At 62.7% G+C, this 24,966-nt stretch carries 27 protein-coding genes; 9 read left to right on the forward strand and 18 right to left on the reverse strand.

Annotation, left to right across the window (positions count from 1 at the left end):
* The first annotated feature begins 204 nt into the window (after positions 1 to 204).
* The 3 genes from V5B59_RS07975 to V5B59_RS07985 all read left to right on the forward strand — a co-directional run bounded on the left by V5B59_RS07975 (position 205) and on the right by V5B59_RS07985 (position 2,980).
* A complete protein-coding gene (locus V5B59_RS07975; protein ID WP_332351755.1) occupies positions 205 to 399 on the forward strand; it encodes a hypothetical protein in 195 nt (64 codons plus the stop codon).
* A 1,450-nt stretch (positions 400 to 1,849) separates the two neighbouring features.
* A complete protein-coding gene (locus V5B59_RS07980; RefSeq protein ID WP_332351755.1) occupies positions 1,850 to 2,044 on the forward strand; it encodes a hypothetical protein in 195 nt (64 codons plus the stop codon).
* A gap of 513 nt (positions 2,045 to 2,557) precedes the next feature.
* Positions 2,558 to 2,980 (forward strand): hypothetical protein, encoded by a 423-nt coding sequence (locus tag V5B59_RS07985; RefSeq protein WP_332351758.1) that lies wholly within the window; start codon positions 2,558 to 2,560, stop codon positions 2,978 to 2,980.
* A gap of 277 nt (positions 2,981 to 3,257) precedes the next feature.
* Here the strand turns inward: V5B59_RS07985 and V5B59_RS07990 are convergent, their stop codons facing one another.
* The 12 genes from V5B59_RS07990 to V5B59_RS08045 all read right to left on the reverse strand — a co-directional run bounded on the left by V5B59_RS07990 (position 3,258) and on the right by V5B59_RS08045 (position 14,257).
* On the reverse strand, positions 3,258 to 3,776 hold the full coding sequence (locus V5B59_RS07990; RefSeq protein WP_332351759.1) for a transposase: 519 nt from the start codon (positions 3,774 to 3,776) through the stop codon (positions 3,258 to 3,260).
* Between the two features lie 260 nt (positions 3,777 to 4,036).
* Positions 4,037 to 4,591, reverse strand: a complete 555-nt coding sequence (locus tag V5B59_RS07995) for a hypothetical protein (RefSeq protein ID WP_332351760.1) — start codon at positions 4,589 to 4,591, stop codon at positions 4,037 to 4,039.
* Positions 4,584 to 7,469, reverse strand: coding sequence for a DUF927 domain-containing protein (locus V5B59_RS08000; RefSeq protein WP_332351761.1), 2,886 nt, complete (start codon positions 7,467 to 7,469; stop codon positions 4,584 to 4,586). Before V5B59_RS08000 ends, V5B59_RS07995 begins: the two co-directional genes overlap by 8 nt.
* A complete protein-coding gene (locus V5B59_RS08005; RefSeq protein ID WP_332351762.1) occupies positions 7,459 to 7,677 on the reverse strand; it encodes a hypothetical protein in 219 nt (72 codons plus the stop codon). Before V5B59_RS08005 ends, V5B59_RS08000 begins: the two co-directional genes overlap by 11 nt.
* Entirely contained in the window at positions 7,674 to 8,342 is a 669-nt protein-coding gene (locus V5B59_RS08010) for a hypothetical protein (protein WP_332351763.1), read from the reverse strand. Before V5B59_RS08010 ends, V5B59_RS08005 begins: the two co-directional genes overlap by 4 nt.
* A 251-nt stretch (positions 8,343 to 8,593) precedes the next feature.
* A complete protein-coding gene (locus V5B59_RS08015) occupies positions 8,594 to 9,127 on the reverse strand; it encodes a hypothetical protein (protein ID WP_332351764.1) in 534 nt (177 codons plus the stop codon).
* A complete protein-coding gene (locus V5B59_RS08020) occupies positions 9,124 to 9,378 on the reverse strand; it encodes a helix-turn-helix transcriptional regulator (protein WP_332351765.1) in 255 nt (84 codons plus the stop codon). The genes V5B59_RS08015 and V5B59_RS08020 overlap by 4 nt, the downstream gene beginning before the upstream one ends.
* 254 nt (positions 9,379 to 9,632) lie before the next feature.
* The gene (locus V5B59_RS08025; RefSeq protein WP_332351766.1) at positions 9,633 to 10,310 is read right to left on the reverse strand and encodes a hypothetical protein; all 678 of its coding nucleotides are present in this window, start codon (positions 10,308 to 10,310) and stop codon (positions 9,633 to 9,635) included.
* A 106-nt stretch (positions 10,311 to 10,416) separates the two neighbouring features.
* Complete coding sequence (locus V5B59_RS08030) at positions 10,417 to 10,728, reverse strand: hypothetical protein (RefSeq protein ID WP_332351767.1); 312 nt, start codon at positions 10,726 to 10,728, stop codon at positions 10,417 to 10,419.
* A 672-nt stretch (positions 10,729 to 11,400) separates the two neighbouring features.
* Positions 11,401 to 11,625, reverse strand: coding sequence for a hypothetical protein (locus V5B59_RS08035; protein WP_332351768.1), 225 nt, complete (start codon positions 11,623 to 11,625; stop codon positions 11,401 to 11,403).
* 311 nt (positions 11,626 to 11,936) lie between these two features.
* Complete coding sequence (locus V5B59_RS08040) at positions 11,937 to 13,217, reverse strand: tyrosine-type recombinase/integrase (RefSeq protein WP_169070904.1); 1,281 nt, start codon at positions 13,215 to 13,217, stop codon at positions 11,937 to 11,939.
* Between the two features lie 173 nt (positions 13,218 to 13,390).
* On the reverse strand, positions 13,391 to 14,257 hold the full coding sequence (locus V5B59_RS08045; RefSeq protein WP_169070903.1) for a YicC/YloC family endoribonuclease: 867 nt from the start codon (positions 14,255 to 14,257) through the stop codon (positions 13,391 to 13,393).
* Positions 14,258 to 14,361: 104 nt separating this feature from the next.
* On the opposite strand from V5B59_RS08045, the gene V5B59_RS08050 reads away from it, so the two are divergent.
* The 5 genes from V5B59_RS08050 to hemW are packed head-to-tail and all read left to right on the forward strand — an operon-like array spanning position 14,362 to position 18,851.
* Positions 14,362 to 15,324, forward strand: coding sequence for a serine/threonine protein kinase (locus V5B59_RS08050; RefSeq protein WP_034916822.1), 963 nt, complete (start codon positions 14,362 to 14,364; stop codon positions 15,322 to 15,324).
* Positions 15,321 to 16,277: a PP2C family protein-serine/threonine phosphatase gene (locus V5B59_RS08055; RefSeq protein ID WP_034916820.1), complete on the forward strand. Its 957-nt coding sequence runs from the start codon at positions 15,321 to 15,323 to the stop codon at positions 16,275 to 16,277. Before V5B59_RS08050 ends, V5B59_RS08055 begins: the two co-directional genes overlap by 4 nt.
* 8 nt (positions 16,278 to 16,285) lie before the next feature.
* Positions 16,286 to 17,002 carry a ribonuclease PH gene (gene rph / locus V5B59_RS08060; RefSeq protein WP_034916817.1) on the forward strand — a complete coding sequence of 239 codons (717 nt, stop codon included), beginning with the start codon at positions 16,286 to 16,288 and terminating at the stop codon, positions 17,000 to 17,002.
* Positions 16,999 to 17,604: an RdgB/HAM1 family non-canonical purine NTP pyrophosphatase gene (gene rdgB, locus V5B59_RS08065; RefSeq protein WP_034916815.1), complete on the forward strand. Its 606-nt coding sequence runs from the start codon at positions 16,999 to 17,001 to the stop codon at positions 17,602 to 17,604. The genes rph and rdgB overlap by 4 nt, the downstream gene beginning before the upstream one ends.
* Positions 17,604 to 18,851 (forward strand): radical SAM family heme chaperone HemW, encoded by a 1,248-nt coding sequence (hemW, locus tag V5B59_RS08070; RefSeq protein ID WP_169070902.1) that lies wholly within the window; start codon positions 17,604 to 17,606, stop codon positions 18,849 to 18,851. Before rdgB ends, hemW begins: the two co-directional genes overlap by 1 nt.
* On the opposite strand, the gene V5B59_RS08075 is transcribed toward hemW, so the two are convergent.
* A complete protein-coding gene (locus tag V5B59_RS08075) occupies positions 18,811 to 19,788 on the reverse strand; it encodes an ankyrin repeat domain-containing protein (RefSeq protein WP_169070901.1) in 978 nt (325 codons plus the stop codon). The two genes, hemW and V5B59_RS08075, sit on opposite strands and share 41 nt — an antisense overlap.
* Before the next feature lie 88 nt (positions 19,789 to 19,876).
* Here V5B59_RS08075 and V5B59_RS08080 point away from each other — a divergent pair, with 88 nt between their 5' ends.
* Positions 19,877 to 20,401, forward strand: coding sequence for an energy transducer TonB (locus V5B59_RS08080; protein WP_169070900.1), 525 nt, complete (start codon positions 19,877 to 19,879; stop codon positions 20,399 to 20,401).
* On the opposite strand, the gene trmB is transcribed toward V5B59_RS08080, so the two are convergent.
* The 5 genes from trmB to V5B59_RS08105 all read right to left on the reverse strand — a co-directional run bounded on the left by trmB (position 20,360) and on the right by V5B59_RS08105 (position 24,959).
* Complete coding sequence (gene trmB, locus V5B59_RS08085) at positions 20,360 to 21,091, reverse strand: tRNA (guanosine(46)-N7)-methyltransferase TrmB (protein ID WP_248594925.1); 732 nt, start codon at positions 21,089 to 21,091, stop codon at positions 20,360 to 20,362. The two genes, V5B59_RS08080 and trmB, sit on opposite strands and share 42 nt — an antisense overlap.
* Positions 21,092 to 21,153: 62 nt before the next feature.
* Positions 21,154 to 21,948, reverse strand: a complete 795-nt coding sequence (locus V5B59_RS08090) for a thiazole synthase (RefSeq protein WP_169070898.1) — start codon at positions 21,946 to 21,948, stop codon at positions 21,154 to 21,156.
* Between the two features lie 32 nt (positions 21,949 to 21,980).
* A complete protein-coding gene (gene thiS, locus V5B59_RS08095; RefSeq protein WP_169070897.1) occupies positions 21,981 to 22,181 on the reverse strand; it encodes a sulfur carrier protein ThiS in 201 nt (66 codons plus the stop codon).
* Positions 22,182 to 22,273: 92 nt separating this feature from the next.
* On the reverse strand, positions 22,274 to 22,732 hold the full coding sequence (locus tag V5B59_RS08100) for an autotransporter domain-containing protein (protein WP_169070896.1): 459 nt from the start codon (positions 22,730 to 22,732) through the stop codon (positions 22,274 to 22,276).
* Positions 22,733 to 22,787: 55 nt separating this feature from the next.
* Entirely contained in the window at positions 22,788 to 24,959 is a 2,172-nt protein-coding gene (locus V5B59_RS08105) for a bacteriohemerythrin (protein ID WP_169070895.1), read from the reverse strand.
* Positions 24,960 to 24,966 lie beyond the last annotated feature (7 nt).

Genomic DNA, 24,966 nt, shown 5'->3' on the forward strand with positions numbered 1-24,966 from the left:
CAAGGCGATGACGGCGCCCGCGTCGGGCAGTGCTCGGTGGCGATCGGCCGGCCAGTGGTGCCAGGTGGAACGTGAGGCAGCGCATCGGCAGCCGGTCGGGCTGGCCGTCGCGTGGTCAGCGCGCCGGGTTGCTGGCAGGCAGCGGTTGCAGGCGTGAAGACGGGATCGGCCGTCAGCCGGTCGGGCCGCCCTCGATGACGGGCAGTGCGTCCGGGTCTTCGTCTTCTCGATTGGGGAAGCCTGCCACGAGGCGATGACGGCGCCCGCGTCGGGCAGTGCTCGGTGGCGATCGCCGGCCAGTGGTGCCAGGTCGAAGGCGAGGCAGCACATCGGCAGATCGGGCTGGCCGTGGCGTGGTCAGCGCGCCGGGTTGCTGGCGGGAAGCGGTTGCAGGCGTGAAGACGGGATCGGCCGCCAGCCGGTCGGGCCGCCCTCGATGACGGGCAGTGCGTCCGGGTCTTCGTCTTCTCGATTGGGGAAGCCTGCCACGAGGCGATGACGGGGCCCGCGTCGGGCAGTGCTCGGTGGCGATCGCCAGTGATGCCAGGGCGAAGGCGAGACAGCGCACGGGCAGCCGGTCCGGCGTGCTGTGGCGTGGTCAGAGTCGGGCGTTACTCGCTCGTCGGCAAACTGGCGTTGCTGTGGTCAAGGGCGTGCAGTTCGTCGGGCAGTTGGTCCGGGGCTTCGTCCTCTCGATTGGGGAAGCCTGCCACGAGGCGACGACGGTGCCCGCGTCGGGCAGTGCTCGGTGGCGATCGCTGGCCAGTGATGCCAGGGCGAAGACGAGACAGCGCACGGGCAGCCGATCCGGCGTGCTGTGGCGTGGTCAGAGTCGGGCGTTACTCGCTCGTCGGCAAACTGGCGTTGCTGTGGTCAAGGGCGTGCAGTTCGTCGGGCAGTTGGTCCGGCCTTCGTCCTCTCGATTGGGGAAGCCTGCCACGAGGCGACGACGGCGCCCGCGTCGGGCAGTGCTCGGTGGCGATCGCCGGCCAGTGATGCCAGGGCGAAGACGAGGCAGCACATCGGCAGATCGGGCTGGCCGTGGCGTGGTCAGCGCGCCGGGTTGCTGGCGGGAAGCGGTTGCAGGCGTGAAGACGGGATCGGCCGTCAGCCGGTCGGGCCGCCCTCGATGACGGGCAGTGCGTCCGGCCTTCGTCCTCTCGATTGGGGAAGCCTGCCACGAGGCGACGACGGCGCCCGCGTCGGGCAGTGCTCGGTGGCGATCGCCGGCCAGTGATGCCAGGGCGAAGACGAGGCAGCACATCGGCAGATCGGGCTGGCCGTGGCGTGGTCAGCGCGCCGGGTTGCTGGCGGGAAGCGGTTGCAGGCGTGAAGACGGGATCGGCCGCCAGCCGGTCGGGCCGCCCTCGATGACGGGCAGTGCGTCCGGGTCTTCGTCTTCTCGATTGGGGAAGCCTGCCACGAGGCGATGACGGGGCCCGCGTCGGGCAGTGCTCGGTGGCGATCGCCAGTGATGCCAGGGCGAAGGCGAGACAGCGCACGGGCAGCCGGTCCGGCGTGCTGTGGCGTGGTCAGAGTCGGGCGTTACTCGCTCGTCGGCAAACTGGCGTTGCTGTGGTCAAGGGCGTGCAATTCGTCGGGCAGTTGGTCCTGGGCTTCGTCCTCTCGATTGGGGAAGCCTGCCACGAGGCGATGACGGCGCCCGCGTCGGGCAGTGCTCGGTGGCGATCGCCGGCCAGTGGTGCCAGGTGGAACGTGAGGCAGCGCATCGGCAGCCGGTCGGGCTGGCCGTCGCGTGGTCAGCGCGCCGGGTTGCTGGCAGGCAGCGGTTGCAGGCGTGAAGACGGGATCGGCCGTCAGCCGGTCGGGCCGCCCTCGATGACGGGCAGTGCGTCCGGGTCTTCGTCTTCTCGATTGGGGAAGCCTGCCACGAGGCGATGACGGCGCCCGCGTCGGGCAGTGCTCGGTGGCGATCGCCGGCCAGTGGTGCCAGGTCGAAGGCGAGGCAGCACATCGGCAGATCGGGCTGGCCGTGGCGTGGTCAGCGCGCCGGGTTGCTGGCGGGAAGCGGTTGCAGGCGTGAAGACGGGATCGGCCGCCAGCCGGTCGGGCCGCCCTCGATGACGGGCAGTGCGTCCGGGTCTTCGTCTTCTCGATTGGGGAAGCCTGCCACGAGGCGATGACGGGGCCCGCGTCGGGCAGTGCTCGGTGGCGATCGCCAGTGATGCCAGGGCGAAGGCGAGACAGCGCACGGGCAGCCGGTCCGGCGTGCTGTGGCGTGGTCAGAGTCGGGCGTTACTCGCTCGTCGGCAAACTGGCGTTGCTGTGGTCAAGGGCGTGCAGTTCGTCGGGCAGTTGGTCCGGGGCTTCGTCCTCTCGATTGGGGAAGCCTGCCACGAGGCGACGACGGTGCCCGCGTCGGGCAGTGCTCGGTGGCGATCGCTGGCCAGTGATGCCAGGGCGAAGACGAGGCAGCACATCGGCAGATCGGGCTGGCCGTGGCGTGGTCAGCGCGCCGGGTTGCTGGCGGGAAGCGGTTGCAGGCGTGAAGACGGGATCGGCCGCCAGCCGGTCGGGCCGCCCTCGATGACGGGCAGTGCGTCCGGGTCTTCGTCTTCTCGATTGGGGAAGCCTGCCACGAGGCGATGACGGGGCCCGCGTCGGGCAGTGCTCGGTGGCGATCGCCAGTGATGCCAGGGCGAAGGCGAGACAGCGCACGGGCAGCCGGTCCGGCGTGCTGTGGCGTGGTCAGAGTCGGGCGTTACTCGCTCGTCGGCAAACTGGCGTTGCTGTGGTCAAGGGCGTGCAGTTCGTCGGGCAGTTGGTCCGGGGCTTCGTCCTCTCGATTGGGGAAGCCTGCCACAAGGCGATGACGGCGCCCGCGTCGGGCAGTGCTCGGTGGCGATCGGCCGGCCAGTGGTGCCAGGTGGAACGTGAGGCAGCGCATCGGCAGCCGGTCGGGCTGGCCGTCGCGTGGTCAGCGCGCCGGGTTGCTGGCGGGAAGCGGTTGCAGGCGTGAAGACGGGATCGGCCGTCAGCCGGTCGGGCCGCCCTCGATGACGGGCAGTGCGTCCGGGTCTTCGTCTTCTCGATTGGGGAAGCCTGCCACGTGGCAACGACGGCGCCAGCGTCGGGCAGTGCTCGGTGGCGATCGGCCGGCAAGTGGTGCCAGGGCGAAGGCGAGGCAGCGCACTGGCAGCCGTTCGGCCCTGGTCGCTCTATGGGTGAAGCGCTCCGCCAAGCGGTCTGGGCGCCCCGATGCAGGAGCGGTGCCCGGTAGCGATCGGCGCCAGGTGTCAGGCGTTGCCGGTACTGGCGCAGCTCGCCAAGCTCTCAGGCACAACACGGGCGGCCGTCCTCTTAAAAACCGGCTCCCGCACCAATCCACACCATACCTTTATACCTGCGTCATTAAAGCAAGCGTCTATCTTGGATTTTATGTCATTCAGCACACCATGAAAATCAAGGTGCTTTCTGAATCCTCTAATTAGGCTGGCCGAAGGTGGCTTCGGCTTCCATGGGTCAGTACCGATAAAGCGGGCAGTCGCGTAGCTATCCAGAATCACGGCCTCCGTCTGGTCATCGCTCAGATTCCAAAACCAGCGCACAACCAGACAGCGCAGCAGCATCATTGCCGGATAACCGGGCCTTCCCGTGCTGCGTTTGTCGCTCAGGTAGACGCCTCTTACGATCTTTTCCAGATCATCCCACGGTAATAGCCGTTCAAGGTTTGCAAGAGATTCTGCGCGTTTCGGCGATTTTGATCGAGGCCAGCGAACGCACGTAAACAGGCTATCTCCGTCAGCAGAAACCATAACTGAACACCCTTAGTATTTTATTAATCAACATGTTAACTATGCTTACGAATGGTCCGCGTGAGATTTTCCGCGGTTCGCATTACCCGCAGTGAAAGACACTCGGAAGGACCCGCAAACCCTTGCCAATAGGGGCTTGTAGCGGGCGGTCTGAAGCCTCCAATCAAGCCCTTTTTCCTCCTCAACCTGCCCTTCCTGCCCGTCCTTGCAAGCCCGCATGCCAGGCCGTTGTGACTGTTGAAAACGTCCGCTGCACGCCATCACCGCTGCTCCGACGGATACCAGCGCTCGAAACTCTGGCACTCAGGCGGGGCGATGTACACGCGCTCGGTTCCTCTGCCGTGCTCAAGGATCAGGTAGCCGTGCTGACAGGCCCAATGGTAGCGGCGCCGATCACCGCCTATCGCCTCATGCCTGGTCATCAGGTGCTTGCACTTGGTGCAGTCATCACCCCACGTCGGCGCCGGCAGGTAGAGCACGTGCCAGGGGTCAAGGCCCTCTCGAAGGTACACCCCATGCCACTGCCTAACCTGGTCAGCCGGGGCCACACCTTCAAGAGCGAGCAGGTACGCTGCTCGCTCATCCATGCTTGCCTGCTTCAAGCGAGTCCACGCCATGACCAACAGCACGGCAGCAGGGTGTGCCGGATAGATCGCGTCGACTTCTGCGTCTATCTGTGCGCAAAGGTTTTGCGGCTCCGCCGCCGCTCCCGCGCTTTCCTCGGATTCGTCCGCCTTCTCTCGTTTTTGGGCAACGTCTGGCACTTCCTCGGCTTGCCGCCCCGTGTCCGGCATGATCGCTGCCCAATCAATCATCGTCGGCTTCCATGATTTCAGGCAGGATGTGCACCACACGCGGGCGCCCTTCCCCGGGCACGCTGGCCCTGATCAGCCAGGGGCGATTGGCTTCGGTTCCTCTCTCGGCAAAGCCATGGGCCAGCAGCAGGCGCGCCATGGCGATGGGATCGTGACCCTTGCACACGCGTGCACGCCACGCGTCATAGGAAACGAAGTAGTGCACTTGATCCGTCGCGCTGTCATGCTTGCGCCAGCCGGCCCGGTCCGATCTAACGGGCGCGTGGGTGTCGGTCATGCTTGGCCGTTCCCAATCGGTGAAAGCCGATTCTCCGTACCGGCTCAGGAACTCGCGTATCTGTCTGAGCATCACGCGTTCTTCGTGATTGCCTTCGCCGCCCCGATTGGCCAGCCAGGCCGTGAAGCAGGCGCCGACCCCCTTCACAGCTTCGCCCGCTGTCCATCCGGTCATTCCCCATTGCGTGGCCAGCTCGCCGGCCACGCCGACGAGGGCAAAGCGGCCAGCCACCCGCCGCGCTTGCCCGCTGGCTCCATCGGTCAGGAATTGCCGCTCGAATGCCCGCACACCCGCGTGCACGTCACTGCTAATCGACGCGGTTGGCTCAGATACCAAGCGCTTCAGCCAGGCAACCCAGGCGCTCCCGTAGTGCTTCCTTGTGGCATGGTCGATGACTTTCGCAAACTCGGCGCCGCTGGCGCTCTCATGCAGGTTCTCGAACAAGCCCAAACCTTTGCCGGCATCCGCCGGGATCTCAGCCAGACGAAGCTCTTGCCCGGCGCGTGATTGCTTGCCGACTTCGGCCATGTGTTGCGCCAGGCCAATCTCACCGGATGACAAGAACAGCAGGCGCCAGTAAGACCGTGCGCGCATGACGCCCGTGCGGCCGGCGCGCGCCTTGCCGCTGCCATTGGCGAGCATATAGGCCACTTCGCCGGCCTCGCGAGCATCCAACTGCGCCAACTCATCGAGCAGCAAGGGCGCGTCACAGTACTGCATAGCCAGCGCTTCCAGACCATTCGACGTGGCGCGCCAACGCTGCATATACTTCTCACTCCCGCATACACTGGCGGCCACGCGCAGGGCCATCGTTTTTCCGTCGCTCGAATGGCTGCGCAGATGAAAGCCGCCAGACTCGGCGCCAACCAGATGCAACAGTGGCGCAGCGAAAGCCATGGATACCGCGAACACCAGCCGGGAATTGCCCACACAGAGCCGCGCTACGCGTTCCTTCCATTCGGCTAGCGTACCCTTCTGGCGGTAGGTGTTGCCGTCGGGTGAATCGCTCTCAAAAATCCACTCTTCACCGCCGCGGCCGAAGGCCCGATCAGGAAGCACGAAGGCGCCGCCATCGTCGGAATCGTGCCAGCCGGTTCGGTTGGTCACTCGGGCGCGCTTTTTCGGGCTCGCCGTTTGAAGGTACTCAATCAGCAACGGCCGGCCGCGCGGGGCGATCTTCAAACCTCGATCGAACAGCAAGCCGGAAGCCTCCAACCCTTCGCCGTTGAACGTTCTGGCAGGGATGATTTCCTTATGCGGTTTCCCGTCCGGATCTTCAAACCCGACCCACAACCCCCAGCCGGCGCTATGCTCGTCACGCACAAAAGCGAGAATATCGACAGGCGAAGAAATCCAGCGGGGCGCGGCCTGAACACCGTCCTTCACGTCGACAAACCAGATGCCCCGATCATCCAGACGAAAGCCACGGCGCGGTGAATGATCCTTGACCGCAGCGGCGTCGTTCTCGACGATCGCCGCCTCGATCGCCGCCGGCGTATTGCCCGTGGCATGTGACAGCAGTTCGTCGGCGTCGATCAGCAGCGCCAGGTGCGCCGCTTGCCACCCTCTGGCGATCAGGTCGGCCGCGTCTTCACCAGCAGCCAGCGGCTCCCCCGGCGTCAATTCCGGCTTGCCGTCCACATCGCTGGCGACCCTCGCCAAGGCGCCGAGATTCACCCGCTGCACTTCTGTGGCGCCGACTTCTTGCAGGCGCTTTTCGATCTTCTGCATGGCCTTGGCGCCGGCCTCGTCGGCGTCCGCCCACAACCACACCACACGGCCGGCCAGCGGCAGCCAGTCCGACTTGTCCACCGCGTTGCAGCCGCCCTGCCAGGTCACTACCGCCACATCTGGCAGCAACAGCGCCGCCGCATCGTGCGCCTTTTCGCCTTCGACCACGACCACCGGCGCGGCCGGCAGCGACGCCAGGCGATCAAGACCCAGCAAGGGGCGCGGTTCGCTCGGTGCTTTCCACTTCCAGACCATGCGCCCGCTGGCCATCCGCCACAACGACAGCGGGGCGAACTGCTTACGTTCGCCGGCCGGCTCGAATCGGCAGTGATGAAACATCACGGCACCCGACGGGTCGACGTAGACCCAGCGGGCGGCCGGCTTGCCGTATTTCGGATGCAGCGCCGGCGCGGTCGGCGCATCGGCCGGAACCGGCATGACACACACGCCGTCATCTGCCCCGGCGTTCGGTGTGCGCGGCTCGCCGGCCGGCTTTTCCGGGGTCAGTGGTGCCGGAGTATCGCCCGCGGCTTTTTCGGCTCGTCTGGCTCGAGGCTGACGGGCAGGAACGTCGACGCCCAAGTGCTGGCTAAGCCGCTCGGCAGCCTCGCCGTTGCCACAGTCCCACAGGTAAGCCGCCAAGCTGATCAGATCGCCGCCCTTGTCACCCGTGGCACCTTCCATCCACGCGCCTTTATCACGGTGAATCGAAAACGATCCGGGCGTATGGTCGTCTCGTTTCGGGTTCAGCGGCAGATACTCCCGGCCGGCATTCTTGCCACCGGCCAGGCCGAGAATATCCATGACCGAATCGAAGCGAGCCAGCGCCGCAGCGGCAACCGGCTTGAACCACTCGTTGTTACCCGTCATCAGGGTTCGCCTCGTCTTCCTCTTCCTCGCGCAGCGCATCGGCGCACACGCTCAGAATCAGCCCTGCACCACGGGTTGCACTCTCGCTGCTGGTCACGGTGTTTTCAGAACTGATTGCCAACAACGCATCAGACAAGAAGAACAGCACATCGCGAACCGCTTGCCGGGTGTCCGGTCCCGGCTTGTCGAGCATCCGTAGCGGGTTCACTGGGCCACATCCTGCGGTCCATTCCGGCGAGAATGCTCCCGCACGGCAGCCCGCGCCTCGCTGCGCTGTTGTTCCTCGAAATCGCGATAACTGCAGCCAACGGCCTCGGCCTCAAGACTGATTTCGTTTCCTGTGGTCTCGGTTTCTTCCACGATGATTTGCAACGCACTGGCCACCGCTTCAAGGCAATCGAACTGCCGCGGGGCTTCCATGGCTGCCAGGGCAAGCACGGCAAGGGTGTAAATCCTCGTGACCCCCCGTTGTGACCGCAGGTCCATCCGCTGCACCGTCAATTTCAGATCGATTGTTTTTCCCGCTCTCGTCTCAGCCACGGAGAACACCCCGCTTTCAGCAACGGAGAGAAACGCGGCCAGCGCGGCCGGGATCTGGTCGGCACTGCCGAAGACCGCATCTTGAAGGGCATACAGGCTATCCAGCAGTTCGCCGGTAGCGCCGGCCAGATCGGGCGACAAGTCGGGATTGACCACGAAGCAAGCCCGGTTGAGGGCATCGGACAGCACCAAGCCCGCCGCGGCCAGGGCGTGGATACCGGCAGGGTCGAAGTGGTCGAGCTTTTGCAGCGTGCGAGATTGGCGCAGAGCAGCGCCGAAGGGGTGAGAACTAGCCATTGCTGGCCTCCTTACGTTTTTGAGATTGAGAACCACCCGAAAAAGGGTGGGGGCGCTCTCAACGCACGTAAGCGCGTCCGGGTCCTTACGGATACCCGACACCCCCATTGACCGGGCCAGACGTGCGGACGCACGGCGGGCGGAATGAGGGGCACAAAAAGCCCGGCTTCGCAGCAAGGGTGCCGGGGTGCTGCTTACGTTTCTGAGAGAACCTTGATTTTGCACCGGCCTGGTCGACCGTGTCAAGACCTTGCGCAGTGGGCGCCCAGCGGGTTGAGGGTAAAAATTCACTTCGCCACCGCGGTATCGATCATGTCTAGCAGGATGTTTTCGTCACCAAGCCCCTGAACAGCCGCTATTGCCATCCTGTGGAGATCTTCGTTGCCAATCGCATCGATGCGAGCAAACAACACTGGCAAGCGCTCAGGGAGCAGCATGGCCAGTTCCAACGCTGCCCCAAGACCCAACATATAACCCGTGGAGAAATCATCGGCGTAGGGAAGGATTCGGTCGATTGCGCGGAGGTTGTGCACAATCAAATCAAGCCAGCCGCAGGGCTCCCCGCCCGCTATAAATTCAGGATCTCCGTCGTAGCGATGCAATTTGAGTGCAGCAATGCAGATAACCCCGGACAACATCCAGGCGGCTGTTCTTTGGGCGTCATCGCTGCTCTGTACGCCGTCAAACTCTGGCGCTATCGGGAACCTTTGCGGAAACTGCTGCGCGTCGGGAAGCTGGGAAAAACCCCACGAATCACCGGCACTGATGCTGAATACCAGCACCTTGCGCCACTGATCGAGCAAAACGGTTCGATCGTTCATGCTGCGCCGCCGATCTTCTCGCCGCCATTCTTGTTCGTGGCCTCGGCGATACGGGCAGCAATCCATGCGTCGACCGACTCGGCAGGAACGGCCGAAGAACGGGCCCCCAACTTCACCAGTGGGCCTAGGCGCCCTGCCTTGATTTCTCGATACGCCTGTGAAACTGAAATTGCCGCGCGCCGGGCTGCGGTGGGGACCTTTTCAAGCGCCGGAGCAGGCGCCTGAATGGTCGTGGTGCTTCTCTGTGCCATTGTCGTCTTCCACGTTTCGCCCTTGGCGCAGGAATGGCGCAGGGCATGGCGTGCAAGGTACTGGCAGTGACAAATCAATGTCCACGGGTGGGCCGGTAGGATATTTTTATCAGATCTTTGGCCTACTACCCCATTGCGGCAGGGACTCATGCCAGCCTAGTCAGCGCCGGCAGCGAGCACAGAGCCAGATCGGTGAAGCTAGGCGCCCCGATCGTCTCAGGTCGGCAATGGCGCCAGGGTCGTCTTGTCGTCGATCACCGGCCTTCGCTGAACACTTCCTTGCCAACTATCGCGAGGCGGTTCGTCGTGCTGGCCCGCGTCCAAGCTTTCAGAAACGTGTCTTTCGTGAACAGAGGGGTGAATTTCAAGCATTCAACCTCGGCAGCCTTTTTGCCGCCAACTGGAATGGCCATTACATCGTATCCGGCTTTCTTTAAGACCTCGAGTATTTTTTCTATGCGTCGCTCAAGGCGATTTCTGTTATCCACTCGCAGCCATTCCGCTATGTATTCGCTTGGCTGTGCGTCGATGGCTGCAAGCCAATTTGCACACGCCTCGCGGTCAACGTAACGTTTGGGGGGTAGGGTCTTGGTCTCTGTGTAAACCAATCGGGTATGAATTCCGTCGTGTACCGGAAATAGGTTCATCACGAACCGCTGACGGTCGCTCAATGCATCCGCATCGCGGGTAATCGTTATTGGCGCTTGCGTTTCCGATCTCGCAAACAGCGTACCGGCCTTGATGGCCGACTCGACAACACGGCACCAATCTTGATAAAGCGTCTTGTGTTCGCCCTTCCATCCGCCGGCCATCAATGCTGCTATCTGTTTCGGACTGAACTCATTTGGCCAGTCGGTAAAACTGGCATTAGCGATACGCCGGGCCTCAGCGAGCAGCAGCACCGGGCATTTCTTTGGGGGAACATCCGCCATTGATCCGCGCTCCTTCTCTGCGCTCCTTCAATGGGGTGCCCCGGCAGACGGGTGAAGGTGTCCCGCTTTTCGGTTCGCGGGCCTATCCGGGGCAAAACTCTGGTTACTACTCGGCGCCGATGTCTGGCACCCATTCAAGAACCAACCGCCGCGCTATTTTCTCGGCCGGATGTTCGGCAAGCAGGGCAATCTTCGCGCAGCAAATCGCCTTGACGGCCCACACCAGTGCACAGACCTTCATTATCCCTACATCGCAGGACGGCGCAACGCAGAAAAATAGTTGTGTTTGGCCAGTCAAGAACTCTTCGGATGTGGTAAGCCGCGCCGGGTTCAGCCGGCTGTCGATCACAGTTCGGGACACCCGCCCGGCCGGGTCGCCGCCGGCAGCGCGCATGAGGGCCAGCCCGATGAAGGCCAAGCGCCTCGGTTGTCCCAAGTCGGCAGCGGCGCCCGCGTCGGGCGGCGCTTGGTGACGATCGCCGGCAAGCGGCGGCTTTTTCGTAACTGTCACGCCATGGAAGGCTGACCGTTACTGCGTAGCGCTCCCAAGCTCCGGGACTCCCGGCCGGCCGGGTCGGCACCGGCAGCGTGCACGAGGGCCAACCCGATGAAGGCCAGGTGCCTCGGTTGTCCCAAGTCGGCACCGGCGCCGGGTTCAGCCGGCTGTCGATCACGCTCCGGGACTCCCGGCCGGCCGGGTCGCCGCCGGTAGCGCGCACGAGGGCCAGCCCGATGAAGGCCAGGTGCCTCGGTTGTCCCAAGTCGGCACCGGCGCCGGGTTCAGCCGGCTGTCGATCACGCTCCGGGACTCCCAGCCGGCCTGGTCGGCACGGACAGCGCGCACGAGGGCCAACCCGATGAAGGCCAGGTGTCTCGGTTGTCCCAAGTCGGCACCGGCGCCGGGTTCAGCCGGCTGTCGATCACGCTCCGGGACTCCCAGCCGGCCTGGTCTGCGCCGGCAGTGAGTATGAGGGCCAACCCGATGCAGGCCAGGTGCCTCGGTTGTCCCAAGTCGGTAGCGGCGCCGGGTTCAGCCAGTGGTCGATCACCGTCCGGGACTTCCGGCCGGCCTGGTCGCGGCCGACAGCGATCACGAGGGCCAACCCGATGAAGGCCAGGTGCCTCGGTTGTCCCAAGTCGGCAGCGGTACCGGGTTCAGCCAGTGGTCGATCACCGTCCAGGACTTCCGGCCGGCCTGGTCGCAGCCGACAGCGAGCACGAGGGCCAACCCGATGAAGGCCAGGTGCCTCGGTTGCCCAAAGTAGGCAGCGGCGCCGGGTTCAGCCCGTGGTCGATCACCGTCCGGGATACCCATCAGGACTGGTCGCCAAAACGGTTGAAATTGCGAAGTGTCCCAAACCCCTACCGGGACAGCGCAAAACGGGACAAAGTGTCCCAAGTGTCCCAGTCAAAAGGCCAAGTGTCCCAAACTCTTGGGACAGGTAAAACTAAGCATAATCAACGCGTTAAGCCTATTTTTTGCAACTGTCCCAAGTGTCCCACTAAAAAAACAGGGTAGGGATGGATGGGGCGCGACAGGCAAGGCATGAATTGAATTGGTAGACGACAATTACAAATATTCCATATAGATATATTGGGCATGCTATCCGGGAGTATTGGCGACTTTCATCCAGCACTTGCCGATACTTTCTGCCGCCTGATCGGAACCACTTTCTTCTCTTCTCCGCGCTCGATGTCGTCAAGCAAGTCTGCCCACTTCTGCAAAGCGTCCTTGCGCTCGTCAAAGAAGTCATGGCGGTTATAAATCCCTTCAACGCCCTTGATGGCGTGATTAAGGCAGCGCTCGGCAATGTACGGTGCAACACCCATGGCGGCCAGGTGCGTGCGTGCCGTGCGCCGGAAGTCATGGATGGTGAAGTTATCCGCCTCTGTCATCAGCGGCTTGATATGCTTTGCCATCGCCGCAGTGACCGTATTGAGGTCGATATGCGGCACCATGCGCTCCTGCATCTTGCGCGCGGGGAGCAGCCAGGCAGAACCACCACCAATGCGGACAAGTTCACGGAGATAAGCGACCGCTTGCCGGGGAAGCGGGATATCGATGGCTACGTCCGTTTTCGTCCGATCTGCCGGCAGATACCAGACTCCCGCTTCAAGGTCGAACTCGTCTACTTTGGCCTGTATCAGTTCTCCCTTGCGAACTGCCAGGATAAGCAACAGCTTCACCGTCAGGCCATTTTGGATATTCCAGCCTTTTGCGGTTTTCATGGCAGCGAACAAGGCGGACAACTCGCCACTGGTCAGCCAGCGGTCGCGGGACTCTTCTTTTCCGCCAGCGTCCGACACGTCGAATGCCGCTGCAGGATTGGCGTTAATCATTTCCCGTTTGATGGCGTAGTCAAACATTCGCTTGACCCAGCGAAGCACATCGTTGGCCATCGTCGGCGCTCCGCGCTTGACGATGGCTTTCAGCATGGCGTCGATGTGCGTCGGCCGGATCTCGCCGATAGCCAGCTTGCCAATAGCCGGCTTGATGTCGTTCTCGATTCGGCTACGCACGATGTTTGGGTGTTTCCAGCGGCCAAGGATCTGCGCCGAGAAATAATCATCAGCGAGCACCGCCATGGTGACTTCCGCTTTGCGGGCCTCGATCTTGGCCACGGCAACCCGCTTGCGCTCCTGCTTCTCTTCGGCCACGTCATAGCCCAGCGTCACCCGTGCCCGCATTTCCTTGGCGGTCTTTCTGGCGTCGGCCAGGGACAGATGGCTATAGCTGCCCAGGGTGACGATGCGAGCGCAGCCAGCCAAGCGATAGCGCAACTTCCACACCGGGACGGCGAAGCGCAGAGGAAAGCACAGATACAGCCCCTCACCATCGCCGCGTTGCTCGAAATGTTCGCCGGCCTTGATCCAGTTGCGAATTTCCAAATCAGTCAGCTTGCTCATGGCATTCTCTCGTGTGCACCACCAGATTGGCATAATGTGCACCACTGGGTGCACATGGTGGTGCACACTTATTGTGCGCTGTCCTGATTTGTCATGCAACGTCAGGAGAAGCTAGCCGCAGATATTTCAATGATTTTTCTCGGGTTTTGCACGTCCTGACACGTCCTGATTCATCATTCTAAATTCTGCACCTGCTCCCGCATCTGTTCGATCAGCAGCTTGAACTCGATCGCGGTCTGCGAAACTTCCGTGACGAGCGATTTGGAACCGAGCGTATTGGCTTCGCGATTGAGTTCCTGCATCAGAAAATCGAGGCGTTTGCCGCTCGCACCGCCGGCCTTGAGCACCCGCTCGACCTCATCGAGATGGGTCGACAAGCGCGCCAGCTCTTCGGCAACGTCGATGCGCGCCGCGAAAACGGCGACTTCCTGACGGATTCGTTCATCGTCGACCAATTGCACGGCGTCCAGCAAGCGCTGCCGGAGCTTTTCGTTGAACGACGCCTGCGCAGCCGGAATGCGTGGCGCGACTGCATGCGCCAGGGCTCGCATGTGCGCCACTTTTTCCAGGATCACTGCCGCCAGCTTTTCCCCCTCGCGTGCCCGACTCGCCGCGAAATCATCGAGCGCCTCGCCGGCCAGCGTCAGGCAAACCGGGACCGCGGTCTCGACATCGACGGTTTCATCGCCGAAGATGGCTGGCCAGTGCAGGATGTCGCTGACCGTCAGTGGAGCGGCCAGGGGCAGGACGCTGCGAATCTGGGTGTCGAAGACTTTGAGGCGTTCGAGCAGGTCGACATTCAGACCTGGTTGTTGCGTATTGCGGCTTGCCGGAACGAAGCTGACTCGACATTCGACTTTGCCGCGGCTGATGCGCGCGCCGATCAGCTCACGCAGCGCCGGTTCGGCGATGCGCAATTCGTCACAAACCCGGAATTGGCAATCGAGGTAGCGGGAATTGACACTTTTTAATTCCATGTGCAGTACCCCACCGTTGACGGCGCACGTTCTGGCGGCATAGCCGGTCATGCTATAAATCATTGAAATCCTGACATGTGAACGGTTCTGGATGAGCAGCCGGCTTTGCAGTTCACCTAAAAAAACCGGACAATGGATAATAATCTCAAATGATAGCCCTGACACGGATGGCGCAACAAGCGAACCACCCCCTTCCTGCCGGTTTCCAGCTCGACGAATATTGCATCGAGCATCAACTGTCGATGGGCGGCTTTTCAATCGTCTATGTCGCTGTCGACGCGCAGGGACATCGCGTCGCCATCAAGGAGTACCTGCCCAATACGCTGGCCTTGCGCAGTGAGGGACAGACGGCTCCGATCATCAGCGAAGATCATCTGCCGGCTTTCCGCTACGGCATGAAATGCTTTTTCGAGGAAGGTCGGGCTCTGGCCGGCCTTTCTCACCCCAACGTGATCCGGGTATTGAATTTTTTTCGTGCCAACGAGACGGTCTACATGGTGATGGAGTACGAGATCGGCCATACCCTGCAGGAACTGATCCAGAAGAACCGGGCCGGGGTCACCGAGAATTTCATTCGCAATGTGTTCACCAAGATGCTCAACGGCCTGCGCGAGGTGCATGCACACCGGCTGCTGCATCTCGACCTCAAGCCGTCGAATATCTACATGCGCAACAGCCATGTCCCGGTGCTGATCGACTTCGGCGCGGCACGCCAGACCCTGGCTTCCGATACGCCGATGCTCAAGCCGATGTACACGCCTGGCTTCGCCTCTCCCGAACACTACTGCCAGCGAGATCTGCTCGGCCCATGGAGCGATATTTACAGTGTCGGCGCCTCGATGTATGCGTGCATCTCCGGCAATACACCGCAACCGGCCAACAATCGCCTCGAAAAGGATCGGATGGTACCCGCCATGGTCCGCTGGGAAGGACAATACTCGGACCAATTGCTCGAAACCATTGACTGGTGTCTGTGCCTGAACCATCGTTACCGGCCGCAAAGCGTCTTTGCGCTGCAGAAAGCGCTCACCGAGCCCGTCCTTGCTTCCTCCCCGAGCCCGCCGCCGCAGCAGAATGACACCTGGCTGGGACAGGTGGTCGGCAAATTGAAGAAGGCCAAGGATTTATGAAATTCAGCATCTATCAGGAAAGTCGTACCGGCAAGCGTGCCAACAACGAAGACCGGCTGGCTTACTGCTACTCACGGGAGGCCTTGCTGATGGTCGTCGCCGACGGCATGGGCGGTCACTACTATGGTGAAGTCGCAGCCCAGATCGCTGTGCAGACGCTGACCGAGGCATTCCCGCGCGAGTTCAAACCACGCATGCGTGACCCCTTCATGTTCCTGCAGAAGGGAATGCTCAACGCCCACCGGGCAATTCTCGACTATGCCGACAGGCATCGCCTGGTCGACTCGCCGCGTACCACCTGCGTCGCCTGCATCGTCCAGAACAACATCGCATACTGGGTGCACTCGGGTGATTCACGTCTGTATCTGCTGCGTAACGGCAAGGTGTTGGCGCAGACCAGGGATCACTCGCGCGTACGGCAATTGTATGACCAGGGGGTGATCAGCGAGGCGCAGATGAATGGGCACCCCGACCGTCACAAGATCTACGGTTGTCTGGGTGGCCAGCAAAAGCCGGAGATCGAGTATTCCCGCAAGGCAACCCTGGAAGCGGGAGATGTCCTGGCGCTATGCACCGACGGCGTCTGGAGTGTGCTGCCTGCCGGCACCCTGGCGCTCTCTCTGAAGACCGCCGATCCGGCGCTTGCCGTGCCGCTGCTGCTTGGCGATGCGGAAGCCCGCGGCGGCTCGCATGCCGACAACCTGTCGATGATTGCCGTGCGCTGGGGAGACAGTTACAGCGATCAGAGCAGCGGCGGGAGTGGTGCTGCGAGTGGTGCTGCGAGTGGTGGTACGAGTAGCCTGGTATCCACAAGATCGATGCCGAAAGACTCGGTCACCAGAATGATGGATGAGTTCGGACGCCCCTCGAGAGGCAAGACCGACCTCAGCGAAGAGGAGATCGAACTCGCCATCGAAGAGATCCGCTCGACCATCCAGAAATATACCAAATAGGAATCCGCATGCGCCCCAGCGACCGCCAGCCCTCACAGTTGCGCCACGTACAGATTACGCGCCGCTTTACTCGCCACGCCGAAGGCTCGGTCCTGATCGAAATGGGCGACACCCGCGTACTGTGCACGGCCAGCGTCGAAGGGTCTGTACCACCCTTTCTGCGCGGCAGCGGCCAGGGCTGGGTCACCGCCGAATACGGCATGCTGCCGCGATCGACACACACGCGTACCGGACGCGAGGCAGCCAAGGGCAAGCAGAGTGGACGCACCCAGGAAATCCAGCGCCTGATCGGTCGCGCCCTGCGCGCGGTGACCGACCTGAAAGCGCTCGGCGAACGCCAGATCACGCTCGACTGCGACGTTCTGCAAGCCGACGGTGGCACGCGTTGTGCAGCGATCACCGGCGCCTGGCTGGCGCTCAACGACGCCTGCGAACACCTGCTGAGCCAGGGCAGACTCGCAGAGAATCCGCTGCGTGATCAGGTCGCCGCCATTTCGGTCGGGATCTATCAGGGAACAGCCATTCTCGACCTCGACTACGCCGAGGACGCCAATTGCGACACGGACATGAACGTGGTGATGACCGGCCGGCAGGGCATCGTCGAGGTCCAGGGGACCGCTGAAGGCGATCCCTTCACGCGCATGCAGATGAACGAGTTGCTGGACCTCGCGACGGCCGGCATCGGCGAGCTGCTGGCGCAGCAGAAAGCGGCACTGCACTCATGAAACTCGTCCTGGCTTCGAACAACACCAAGAAACTCAAGGAACTCGACGCGATTCTCGCACCGCTGGGCTGGCAGCTCGTTCCCCAGGGCGAGCTGGGCGTTCCCGAGGCCGAAGAACCGCATTGCACCTTCGTCGAGAATGCCCTGGCCAAGGCGCGCCATGCGTCGCTGCTGACCGGTCTGCCGGCGCTGGCCGACGACTCGGGGCTCTGTGTCGACGCTTTCGGTGGCGCCCCCGGCGTGCAGTCCGCACGCTACGCCGGCGAACCCAGGTCCGATTCCCGCAACAATCAGAAACTGCTCTGCGAACTCGGCGACAATCCGCAGCGTACCGCCCACTTCGTTTCGCTGATCGTTTTTGTTCGCCACGCCGATGACCCACAACCCATCATCGCCGAGGGCGAATGGCACGGCGAGATTCTCTCGGCAGCACGCGGCGACGACGGCTTTGGCTATGATCCGCTGTTCTACCTCCGCGAACTCGACCGGACCGCGGCGGAACTCGATGCCGCCGAGAAAAACCGCCGTTCGCATCGTGGCCAGGCGCTCGCCCGCCTCGTCGAGCGCCTGCAAGAGCGCGCGCGACTTTCACCTCCACGCTGATGCCGGGCAGCCGGAGTCGAAGGGTCATTCCGCTGCTGCCGCAGGCGCGCCTGGCAGCAGCGAAGGAAGCCGAACCACGATTTCGCAGTCCGCCGCCGCTCTCGCTTTACGTCCATATTCCGTGGTGCGTGCAGAAGTGCCCCTACTGCGATTTCAACTCGCATGCGCTGCCGTCTGCCGCTCGCGGCGCGGCGGCAATCCCTGAAAGCGACTACCTTGCCGCCCTGCTTGCCGATCTCGAATCGGCGCTGCCGCTGGTCTGGGGACGCCGCATCGACAGCATCTTTTTTGGTGGCGGGACGCCGAGCCTGCTCTCGGGCGAAGGGCTCGATCAACTCCTGGCCGCCCTGCGCAGCCGCCTGCCTTTCCTGCCGGGCGCCGAGATCACGCTCGAAGCCAATCCGGGAACCGTTGAGGCCGCCCGCTTCGCAGCCTTTCGCGAAGCGGGAATCAACCGCCTGTCGCTCGGCATCCAGAGCTTCAACCCGCAGCACCTCAAGGCGCTCGGCCGCATCCACGACGATCACGAGGCGCGGCGCGCGATCACGATTGCCGCCAGCCATTTCGACAATTTCAATCTCGACCTGATGTACGGTCTGCCCGGACAGACGCTGGCCGAGGCGCTCGCCGACCTCGACGCGGCGCTGGCGTTCTCACCGCCGCACCTGTCCTGCTATCAACTGACCATCGAAGCGAATACCGCTTTCGCCGCCAGGCCACCGGCACTGCCCGCAGACGACCTGTGTGCCGACATGCAGGACGCCATCGAGGACAGGCTGGCAGCGGCCGGCTACCTGCACTACGAAACCTCGGCTTTCGCAAAACCTGGCCGGCAGTGCCAGCACAACCTCAACTACTGGCATTTCGGCGACTATCTGGGGATCGGTGCCGGCGCGCATGGCAAGCTGACACTGCACGATCGCGTTCTGCGCCAGATGCGCTGGAAGGGACCGGAGCAGTACCTGGCCCAGGTTGCAGCCGGCATGCCGGTGCAGGAAGAGTTTGCCGTTGCTGCCGCCGATTTGCCGTTCGAGTTCATGCTCAACGCACTGCGCCTGGTGCAGGGTTTCGACGCGCAACTCTTCGAGTCGCGGACCGCGCTGCCGCTGCTCAGCATCGAGGGCAAGCTGCGACAGGCCGAGCACGAAGGCCTGATCGAACGCCGACTGCAACGCATCACCCCGAGCGAGCACGGCCGGCGCTTTCTCAATCGCCTGCTGGAGCGCTTCCTGGTCGACGGGGAGTGACGACCAACTGCGCACGCTCGGCGCCAGGCTGCGCGCGGCGGGCGGTGATCACCATCGAGCGCGGCACATAGGGGCGCGGCATCGGCCGCTGCGCCAGCGGTACCGAACTGACCCGCAATTCATTCACCGCGGCACGCAACTTCTTGTGCAGTTCCTCGCTCGGTCGCCCTTCTGCTTCAGCAATCCGAATCTCCTTGAGGATCGCGTCGATTGTCGGCGTGACCGCGGCCGAGCGCGTCGCTTCGCCAAAGCTCTCCTTCGGGGCCTTCACGGCAATCGCAAAATCCTCCGGAGTCGAGATCATTTTCGCCAGCCGCAGGTGATCGTAGCGCATCGCCATGGTCAGTGCCGAATCACCCCAGTCACTCTGGAGTTTCGCATTGGCACCGGCTTCGAGCAAGCTGCGCGCCAGATTCTCGTGGCCTTCGCGAGCCGCCATCATCAAGGGCGTTGCCCCGTTCGGCGCGCGTGCATTGACATTGGCGCCACGCGCCAGCAGATCGTTGGCCACTTTTTCGTGACCATTGAAGACCGCGTAGTGCAGCGCTCCCCACTGGTTGCCGGCACGATCCAGCGGCGCGCCGCGATCGAGCAGCCATTTGACGGCTTCCAGGTGTCCGCCCCAGGCCGCCAGTTGCAAGGCTTGTTCGTTATGGCGATTGGTCCGCCGCAGATCGGCACCGCGTTCGACGAACAGCGCCATCATTTCGATCTGGCCATACCAGGCAGCGACCATCAGTCCCGTCCCGACGTGCGCCGCCTGGTACTCCGGGTTCAGGCCCTCATCGAGCCAGCGCTTGACGGTGCGCAGATCGCCCCGCTCGACGGCATACTCGAAGATAATGGGATCAGGTGCCGGCACCTCGGCCAACGCCGGCGCGGCCAGCAGGCACAGGAAGCAGGCCAAGCGGCCCAGTGGTTTGATCAAAAGCTTCACCCGCGTTCTCCATTCTGACTCGGCACATTCGCTTGGCGAGTCGTACTCCCGTGCCTGCGGCACGATTTTGCTTCACAATGGCAGGCCCATGCCGTCTCGCCTGCTCCTTGCCGTTGCCCTTTCACTCGCCCTGCACGCCGGCGTACTGCTTTGGGACGCCCGCAAGCTCAGCCTGCCGCCGGCACAGCCGCCGCTGGAGGCAACATTCTCCCTGCCGGCAAAATCAGCAGCGCACGACGACGAGCCGCTGCTGAAGAATACGCTCATCCATGACCCGGCCCCCGTCAAGGCAGTGCACCCTCCCCCGCCGGCTGCCCACGCTGCGCCGCCTGCCGCCAAAACAATGGCGAGGCGCCAGATCGAAGCCGCACAGCGCAAACTGTCGCAGCACCTCTACTACCCGCCCGCAGCCGTCGCCCGCGGCCTCGAAGGCGAAGTGCGCCTGCTGCTGACGATCGCTGACGACGGCGGCATCAGCGACGTCGTCATCGCCGCCAGCAGTGGCCATCCCCTCCTCGACCAGGCGGCAGTGAAAGCGGCTTACGCGATGGGGCGTGTCAACTGGGCGAACTCACGCGAATTCATCCTGCCGGTCATTTTCCGCCTGGAGTGAATCCAGCCGGCGACGAAATACCAGATCCCAGACACCGTGTCCGAGTCGCCGGCCGCGCTGTTCGAACCTGGTCTGCGGGCGATGCTCCGGGCGCGGCGCGTAGCCGGATGCGGTATTCTCCAGCAGCGTTTCGGCCGAGAGTACGGCCAGCATCTGCTGCGCGTAATCTTCCCAATCGGTCGCGCAATGGAGATAGCCGCCCGGCTGCAGGCGGCTGGCGAGCAGCGCCACAAAAGGCGCCTGCAACAGGCGCCGCTTGTGGTGGCGAAGCTTCGGCCAGGGATCGGGAAAGAAGATGTGCACCCCGGCAAGCGACGCCGGCGGGAGCATGTCACGCAGCACTTCGACGGCGTCGTGCTGGACGATGCGCTGATTGTGCAGGCCTCGCTCGGCAACCAGTTTGCACAGACTGCCGACACCCGGGGTGTGAACTTCGATGCCGAGGTAGTCATTTCCGGGGTGCAGCGCGGCAATCGCTGCCGAAGTCTCGCCCATGCCGAAACCGATTTCGAGAATGCGGGGCGCCACGCGTCCGAACAGCATATCGAGATCGAGGCGTGCCGCCGCGTAAGGAACACCGATCTTCGCCATCATCTCTTGGTGATAGCGCTGCTGGGCATTCGACACCCGTCCCTGACGGCGAACGAAACTGCGGATATGCCTGGCCCGCGGGGCCGTACCACTACCCATATCCGCGCTTGCATCCACACCGGCTTCCAGGCCCGCTGCCACGGACTCCTGCACGGCCATGCCTAGGATCCGATCAGGCCGGTCGTCGGTGACGAGGGGTCTGCCGAGTAGTACTTGCGCGGCATGCGCCCGGCAAGAAAGGCCTCGCGCCCGGCCTCGACGGCTTTTTTCATGGCGCTGGCCATCAGCAGCGGAGCGCGGGCGTGCGCAATGGCAGTATTCATCAGCACCCCGTCGCAACCGAGTTCCATCGCAACCGCCGCATCCGAGGCGGTACCGACGCCGGCATCGACGAGCACCGGCACCCTGGCGTTGTCGATGATCAGGCGCAGGTTCCAGGGATTGACGATACCCATCCCGGAGCCGATCAGCGAAGCCAGCGGCATTACCGCAACGCAGCCGATCTCCTCGAGCATTTTCGCCTGGATCGGATCGTCGGCGCAGTAGACCATCACCTCGAAACCCTCCTTGACCAGCGTCTCGGCGGCCTTGAGCGTTTCCGGCATGTTCGGAAACAGACTGGTCGGATCGCCGAGCACTTCCAGCTTGCACAGTGCATGCCCTTCGAGCAGCTCGCGCGCCAGCCGCAGCGTGCGCACCGCGTCCGCCGCGGTGTAGCAACCGGCGGTATTCGGCAGGATCGTGAATTGCGACGGCGGCAGCACGTCGAGCAGGTTCGGCTCGCCGTCATTCTGGCCGATGTTGGTGCGGCGAATCGCGACGGTGACGATCTCGGCGCCGGAAGCGTCGATGGCGGCACGGGTTTCCGCGAAGTCCTTGTACTTGCCGGTACCGACGAGCAGGCGCGAGCGGTAGGTTGTGCCGGCGACCGTCAGGCTGTGTGGGGAAGATGGCATGTATCTTTCGCTTGAGAGCAGGTCAATGAGGCTCAGCCGCCACCGACGGCAACGACGATCTCGACCCGGTCACCATCGGCCAGCATCGTTTCGCCATGCCGACTGCGCGGGACGATTTCACCGTTGCGCTCGACGGCGATGCGCTTGCCAGCATGATTCAAGGTCAGCACCAGTTCGGCCACCGTGAGCGGCGAAGAAAATTGTCGGCTTTCGCCGTTGATCAGAAGTTCCATGGGGAGAGAATTCTAGCACGCGAAAGCAAGGAGAACTCTGGCAGGCGTGAGTGATCGGTCTACACGACCTCGTCCAGCCACGGTCATGACCGTTAGGCAAGACAGTCGGCCGACACCTCCTCGGTGCGCACGAGAAAGCTCCTGAGGACGCTCGGCCCGAAGGTCGTGACCATCGCCACGTAAGTGGCCAGAGCGCTGGCATAAAAGGCGCCGAACCTGTGCGCCGCGAATGCCGACAGCGCCCACTCGTCGTACTTCACCGAGCCCTGGCCATTGCCGAGATCGAAGGGCGCATTCCCGTAACCGAGGGTCACGCCGCCGAAGAGTTGCTCGCTGAAGGCCTTTTCGTACCCCATGACGAGACTGCCACCGGAGCCATTCGCCGAAGGCAGGCCGCCGCCATTGGCGTCCTGCCTGGACGAAGCATAGTCGCCGGTGACAAAGAAGCCCTGGCCCTGGTAGCCGAAGTTCTCGAACTGCTGCTCGGCCTGTACGCCGGCAACCACGCCAAGCAGCAAGGCCGCCAGTACCGCTCCGCGTTTCGTGACCAAGCCATGGTGTATGCATTTCACACCCGGCTCTGCATTCTAGCAGACCGTCGCAGCCCTACTGCCCCTGTAGCGCCGATACGCCGCGTTTCTTCAGGAATTTCCCCAGTTTCTTGTCGCTGGAATGGATGTGCCGTATCAGCCAGCCGTGCAGCGACACCACCAACTGTTGCAGGTTGATCTGCGGGTTGGCCTTGAGTTGCAGGTCGTAGCTCGCCAGTGCGTCGGCCAGTTGCAGGTGCTGCACCTGGTGCTCACCGATGTCCGGATAAGCGTGTTCGTGCATGAGTCCCTCCTCGAAGGAAAAGTGGCCTCGCACGTACTCGATCAGCGCCTTCATCACCATTCTCGATTCGGTCTTCTTTTCACCCGAACGCGTGCTGGCGTCAAATCGGCTGAGGATGCGGATCAGTTCCTGGTGCTGGGCATCGATCCAGGCATGCCCCGTCTCGTAGGTGAATGACCACGCCAGCAAGGGGTTGCTGGCCTCCGCAAGCGGTTTCTTGATGCGTGGCTTCGATGCGACTTCGTAAGGCGGGTCTTCTGCAAAGTCGGTCAAGGCCGCCAGCGGTAGCGGACGCGAGAAATGGTAGCCCTGGATGACATCACAACCGCTGGCTTCGAGGAAGGCCATCTGTTCCGGCGTTTCCACACCCTCGGCGACAGTCATGATGTTGAGCTTGTTGGCCATCTCGATGATCGCCAGCACGATGGGAACGTTGTTTTGATCCCGGATGAACGACTGGTCGATCTTCAGGTAATCGAAAGGCAGTTGGTACAGGTAGGAAAGGGACGAATAGCCGGTGCCGAAATCGTCCAGTGCGAGATTGACGCCGAGCTTCTTCAGGGCCATGAGCGTGGCCTTGGTCGCTGCAAAGTCGTTGATGAACGCGCTTTCCGTGATTTCCAGGGTCAGGCGGTAACCGGCCATGCCGTCAAGCGCTTCGGCGACCTTCGCCACAATGTCGCTTTGGGTGAGTTGCAGCGGCGACAGATTGACGGACATGTTGATGCCGGTGCTGCGCATGACGCGACAGGCTTCCTGCAATACCCACTCGCCGAGCTTGCAGATCAGGCCAGCCTCCTCGGCGATGGGAATGAAGCGCGCCGGACTGATGATTCCCAGTTCCGGGTGCGCCCATCGCACCAGCGCCTCGACGCCGTGTACGCTCCTGCTGACGAGGCAGAGCTGCGGCTGATAATGCAGCAACAGATCACCGGGGATGGCCTTCCGCAGCGCGCTTTCGACCATCATATCTTCCAGCGCCTGCGCGTTGATACGTTCCGTGAAGAACTGAAAATTGTTCCGTCCCTGATTCTTGGCATGATACATCGCGACATCGGCGTGCTTGAGCAAATCGGCGACGAACTCGCCGTCGGTCGGGTAGATGGCGATGCCTATCGAGGAAGTGGTGGTGACGGTATGCTTGTCGATCCGGCAGGGCTTGCTGATCGCGGCCAGCAATTTTTGGGCGGCGTGCGTGATATCGGCCTCGTCGTTGAAATCCTCGAGCAGCAGCACGAACTCGTCGCCGCCCTGCCGCGAGACGGTGTCTGTGGCGCGCAGGCAGTCCTGGATGCGACGCGCCACTTCCTGCAGGAGCAGGTCCCCAACCTTATGGCCGAGGGTGTCGTTGACCGCCTTGAACTTGTCGAGGTCGATGAACATCACCGCCAACCTGGAGCGGTTCCGCTCCGCACGCCCCAACGCCTGTCCGATCCGGTCTTCCACCAGGCTGCGGTTGGGCAACCCGGTCAGGAAGTCGTGATGCGCCATATGTTCGATTCTTGCCATCGTCCGACTGACTTCGGTGATGTCGTTCATCAGGCCGATGTAGTTGGTCACCGATTCGCCCGTCCGGACGACACTGATGTTGGCGTGCACCAGATATTCTTCGCCGGTCTTCTTCCTGTTCCATATGTCGCCCTGCCAATGGCCGATTTCGTGCAGGGTTTGCCACATCTTGCGGAAGAAGCTGCGCGGATGGCACCGGGAAGCAAACAGCCTTGGATTCCTGCCGAGCATTTCATCGGTGCGAAAGCCTGTCAGTCCTTCCAGCGCCCTGTTGGCCGAGATGATGTGGTTGTCCTGACTGGTGATCACGATGCCTTCCGCAGCGTTCTCGGGGTGCGAACGAAAGTGTTGGGCGAGTCCCGCTCTGATAATTGTCAGCGACGTGAGCAAACGTAAGGAAATTAGCGGAGAGTTGCGATAGAGTAGGGAACCCATCCACGGA

This window comes from Candidatus Accumulibacter contiguus (assembly GCF_036625285.1).
Taxonomy (GTDB): Bacteria; Pseudomonadota; Gammaproteobacteria; order Burkholderiales; family Rhodocyclaceae; genus Accumulibacter; species Accumulibacter contiguus.

Coding starts and splice junctions, on each gene's coding strand:
- V5B59_RS07990 (WP_332351759.1), bottom strand. CDS start 3,776: ATGGTTTCTGCTGACGGAGATAGCCTGTTTACGTGCGTTCGCTGGCCT.
- V5B59_RS07995 (WP_332351760.1), bottom strand. CDS start 4,591: ATGATTGATTGGGCAGCGATCATGCCGGACACGGGGCGGCAAGCCGAG.
- V5B59_RS08000 (WP_332351761.1), bottom strand. CDS start 7,469: ATGACGGGTAACAACGAGTGGTTCAAGCCGGTTGCCGCTGCGGCGCTG.
- V5B59_RS08015 (WP_332351764.1), bottom strand. CDS start 9,127: ATGAACGATCGAACCGTTTTGCTCGATCAGTGGCGCAAGGTGCTGGTA.
- V5B59_RS08020 (WP_332351765.1), bottom strand. CDS start 9,378: ATGGCACAGAGAAGCACCACGACCATTCAGGCGCCTGCTCCGGCGCTT.
- V5B59_RS08025 (WP_332351766.1), bottom strand. CDS start 10,310: ATGGCGGATGTTCCCCCAAAGAAATGCCCGGTGCTGCTGCTCGCTGAG.
- V5B59_RS08035 (WP_332351768.1), bottom strand. CDS start 11,625: ATGGGTATCCCGGACGGTGATCGACCACGGGCTGAACCCGGCGCCGCT.
- V5B59_RS08040 (WP_169070904.1), bottom strand. CDS start 13,217: ATGAGCAAGCTGACTGATTTGGAAATTCGCAACTGGATCAAGGCCGGC.
- V5B59_RS08045 (WP_169070903.1), bottom strand. CDS start 14,257: ATGATTTATAGCATGACCGGCTATGCCGCCAGAACGTGCGCCGTCAAC.
- V5B59_RS08050 (WP_034916822.1), top strand. CDS start 14,362: ATGGCGCAACAAGCGAACCACCCCCTTCCTGCCGGTTTCCAGCTCGAC.
- V5B59_RS08055 (WP_034916820.1), top strand. CDS start 15,321: ATGAAATTCAGCATCTATCAGGAAAGTCGTACCGGCAAGCGTGCCAAC.
- rph (WP_034916817.1), top strand. CDS start 16,286: ATGCGCCCCAGCGACCGCCAGCCCTCACAGTTGCGCCACGTACAGATT.
- rdgB (WP_034916815.1), top strand. CDS start 16,999: ATGAAACTCGTCCTGGCTTCGAACAACACCAAGAAACTCAAGGAACTC.
- hemW (WP_169070902.1), top strand. CDS start 17,604: ATGCCGGGCAGCCGGAGTCGAAGGGTCATTCCGCTGCTGCCGCAGGCG.
- V5B59_RS08080 (WP_169070900.1), top strand. CDS start 19,877: ATGCCGTCTCGCCTGCTCCTTGCCGTTGCCCTTTCACTCGCCCTGCAC.
- trmB (WP_248594925.1), bottom strand. CDS start 21,091: ATGGGTAGTGGTACGGCCCCGCGGGCCAGGCATATCCGCAGTTTCGTT.
- V5B59_RS08090 (WP_169070898.1), bottom strand. CDS start 21,948: ATGCCATCTTCCCCACACAGCCTGACGGTCGCCGGCACAACCTACCGC.
- thiS (WP_169070897.1), bottom strand. CDS start 22,181: ATGGAACTTCTGATCAACGGCGAAAGCCGACAATTTTCTTCGCCGCTC.
- V5B59_RS08105 (WP_169070895.1), bottom strand. CDS start 24,959: ATGGGTTCCCTACTCTATCGCAACTCTCCGCTAATTTCCTTACGTTTG.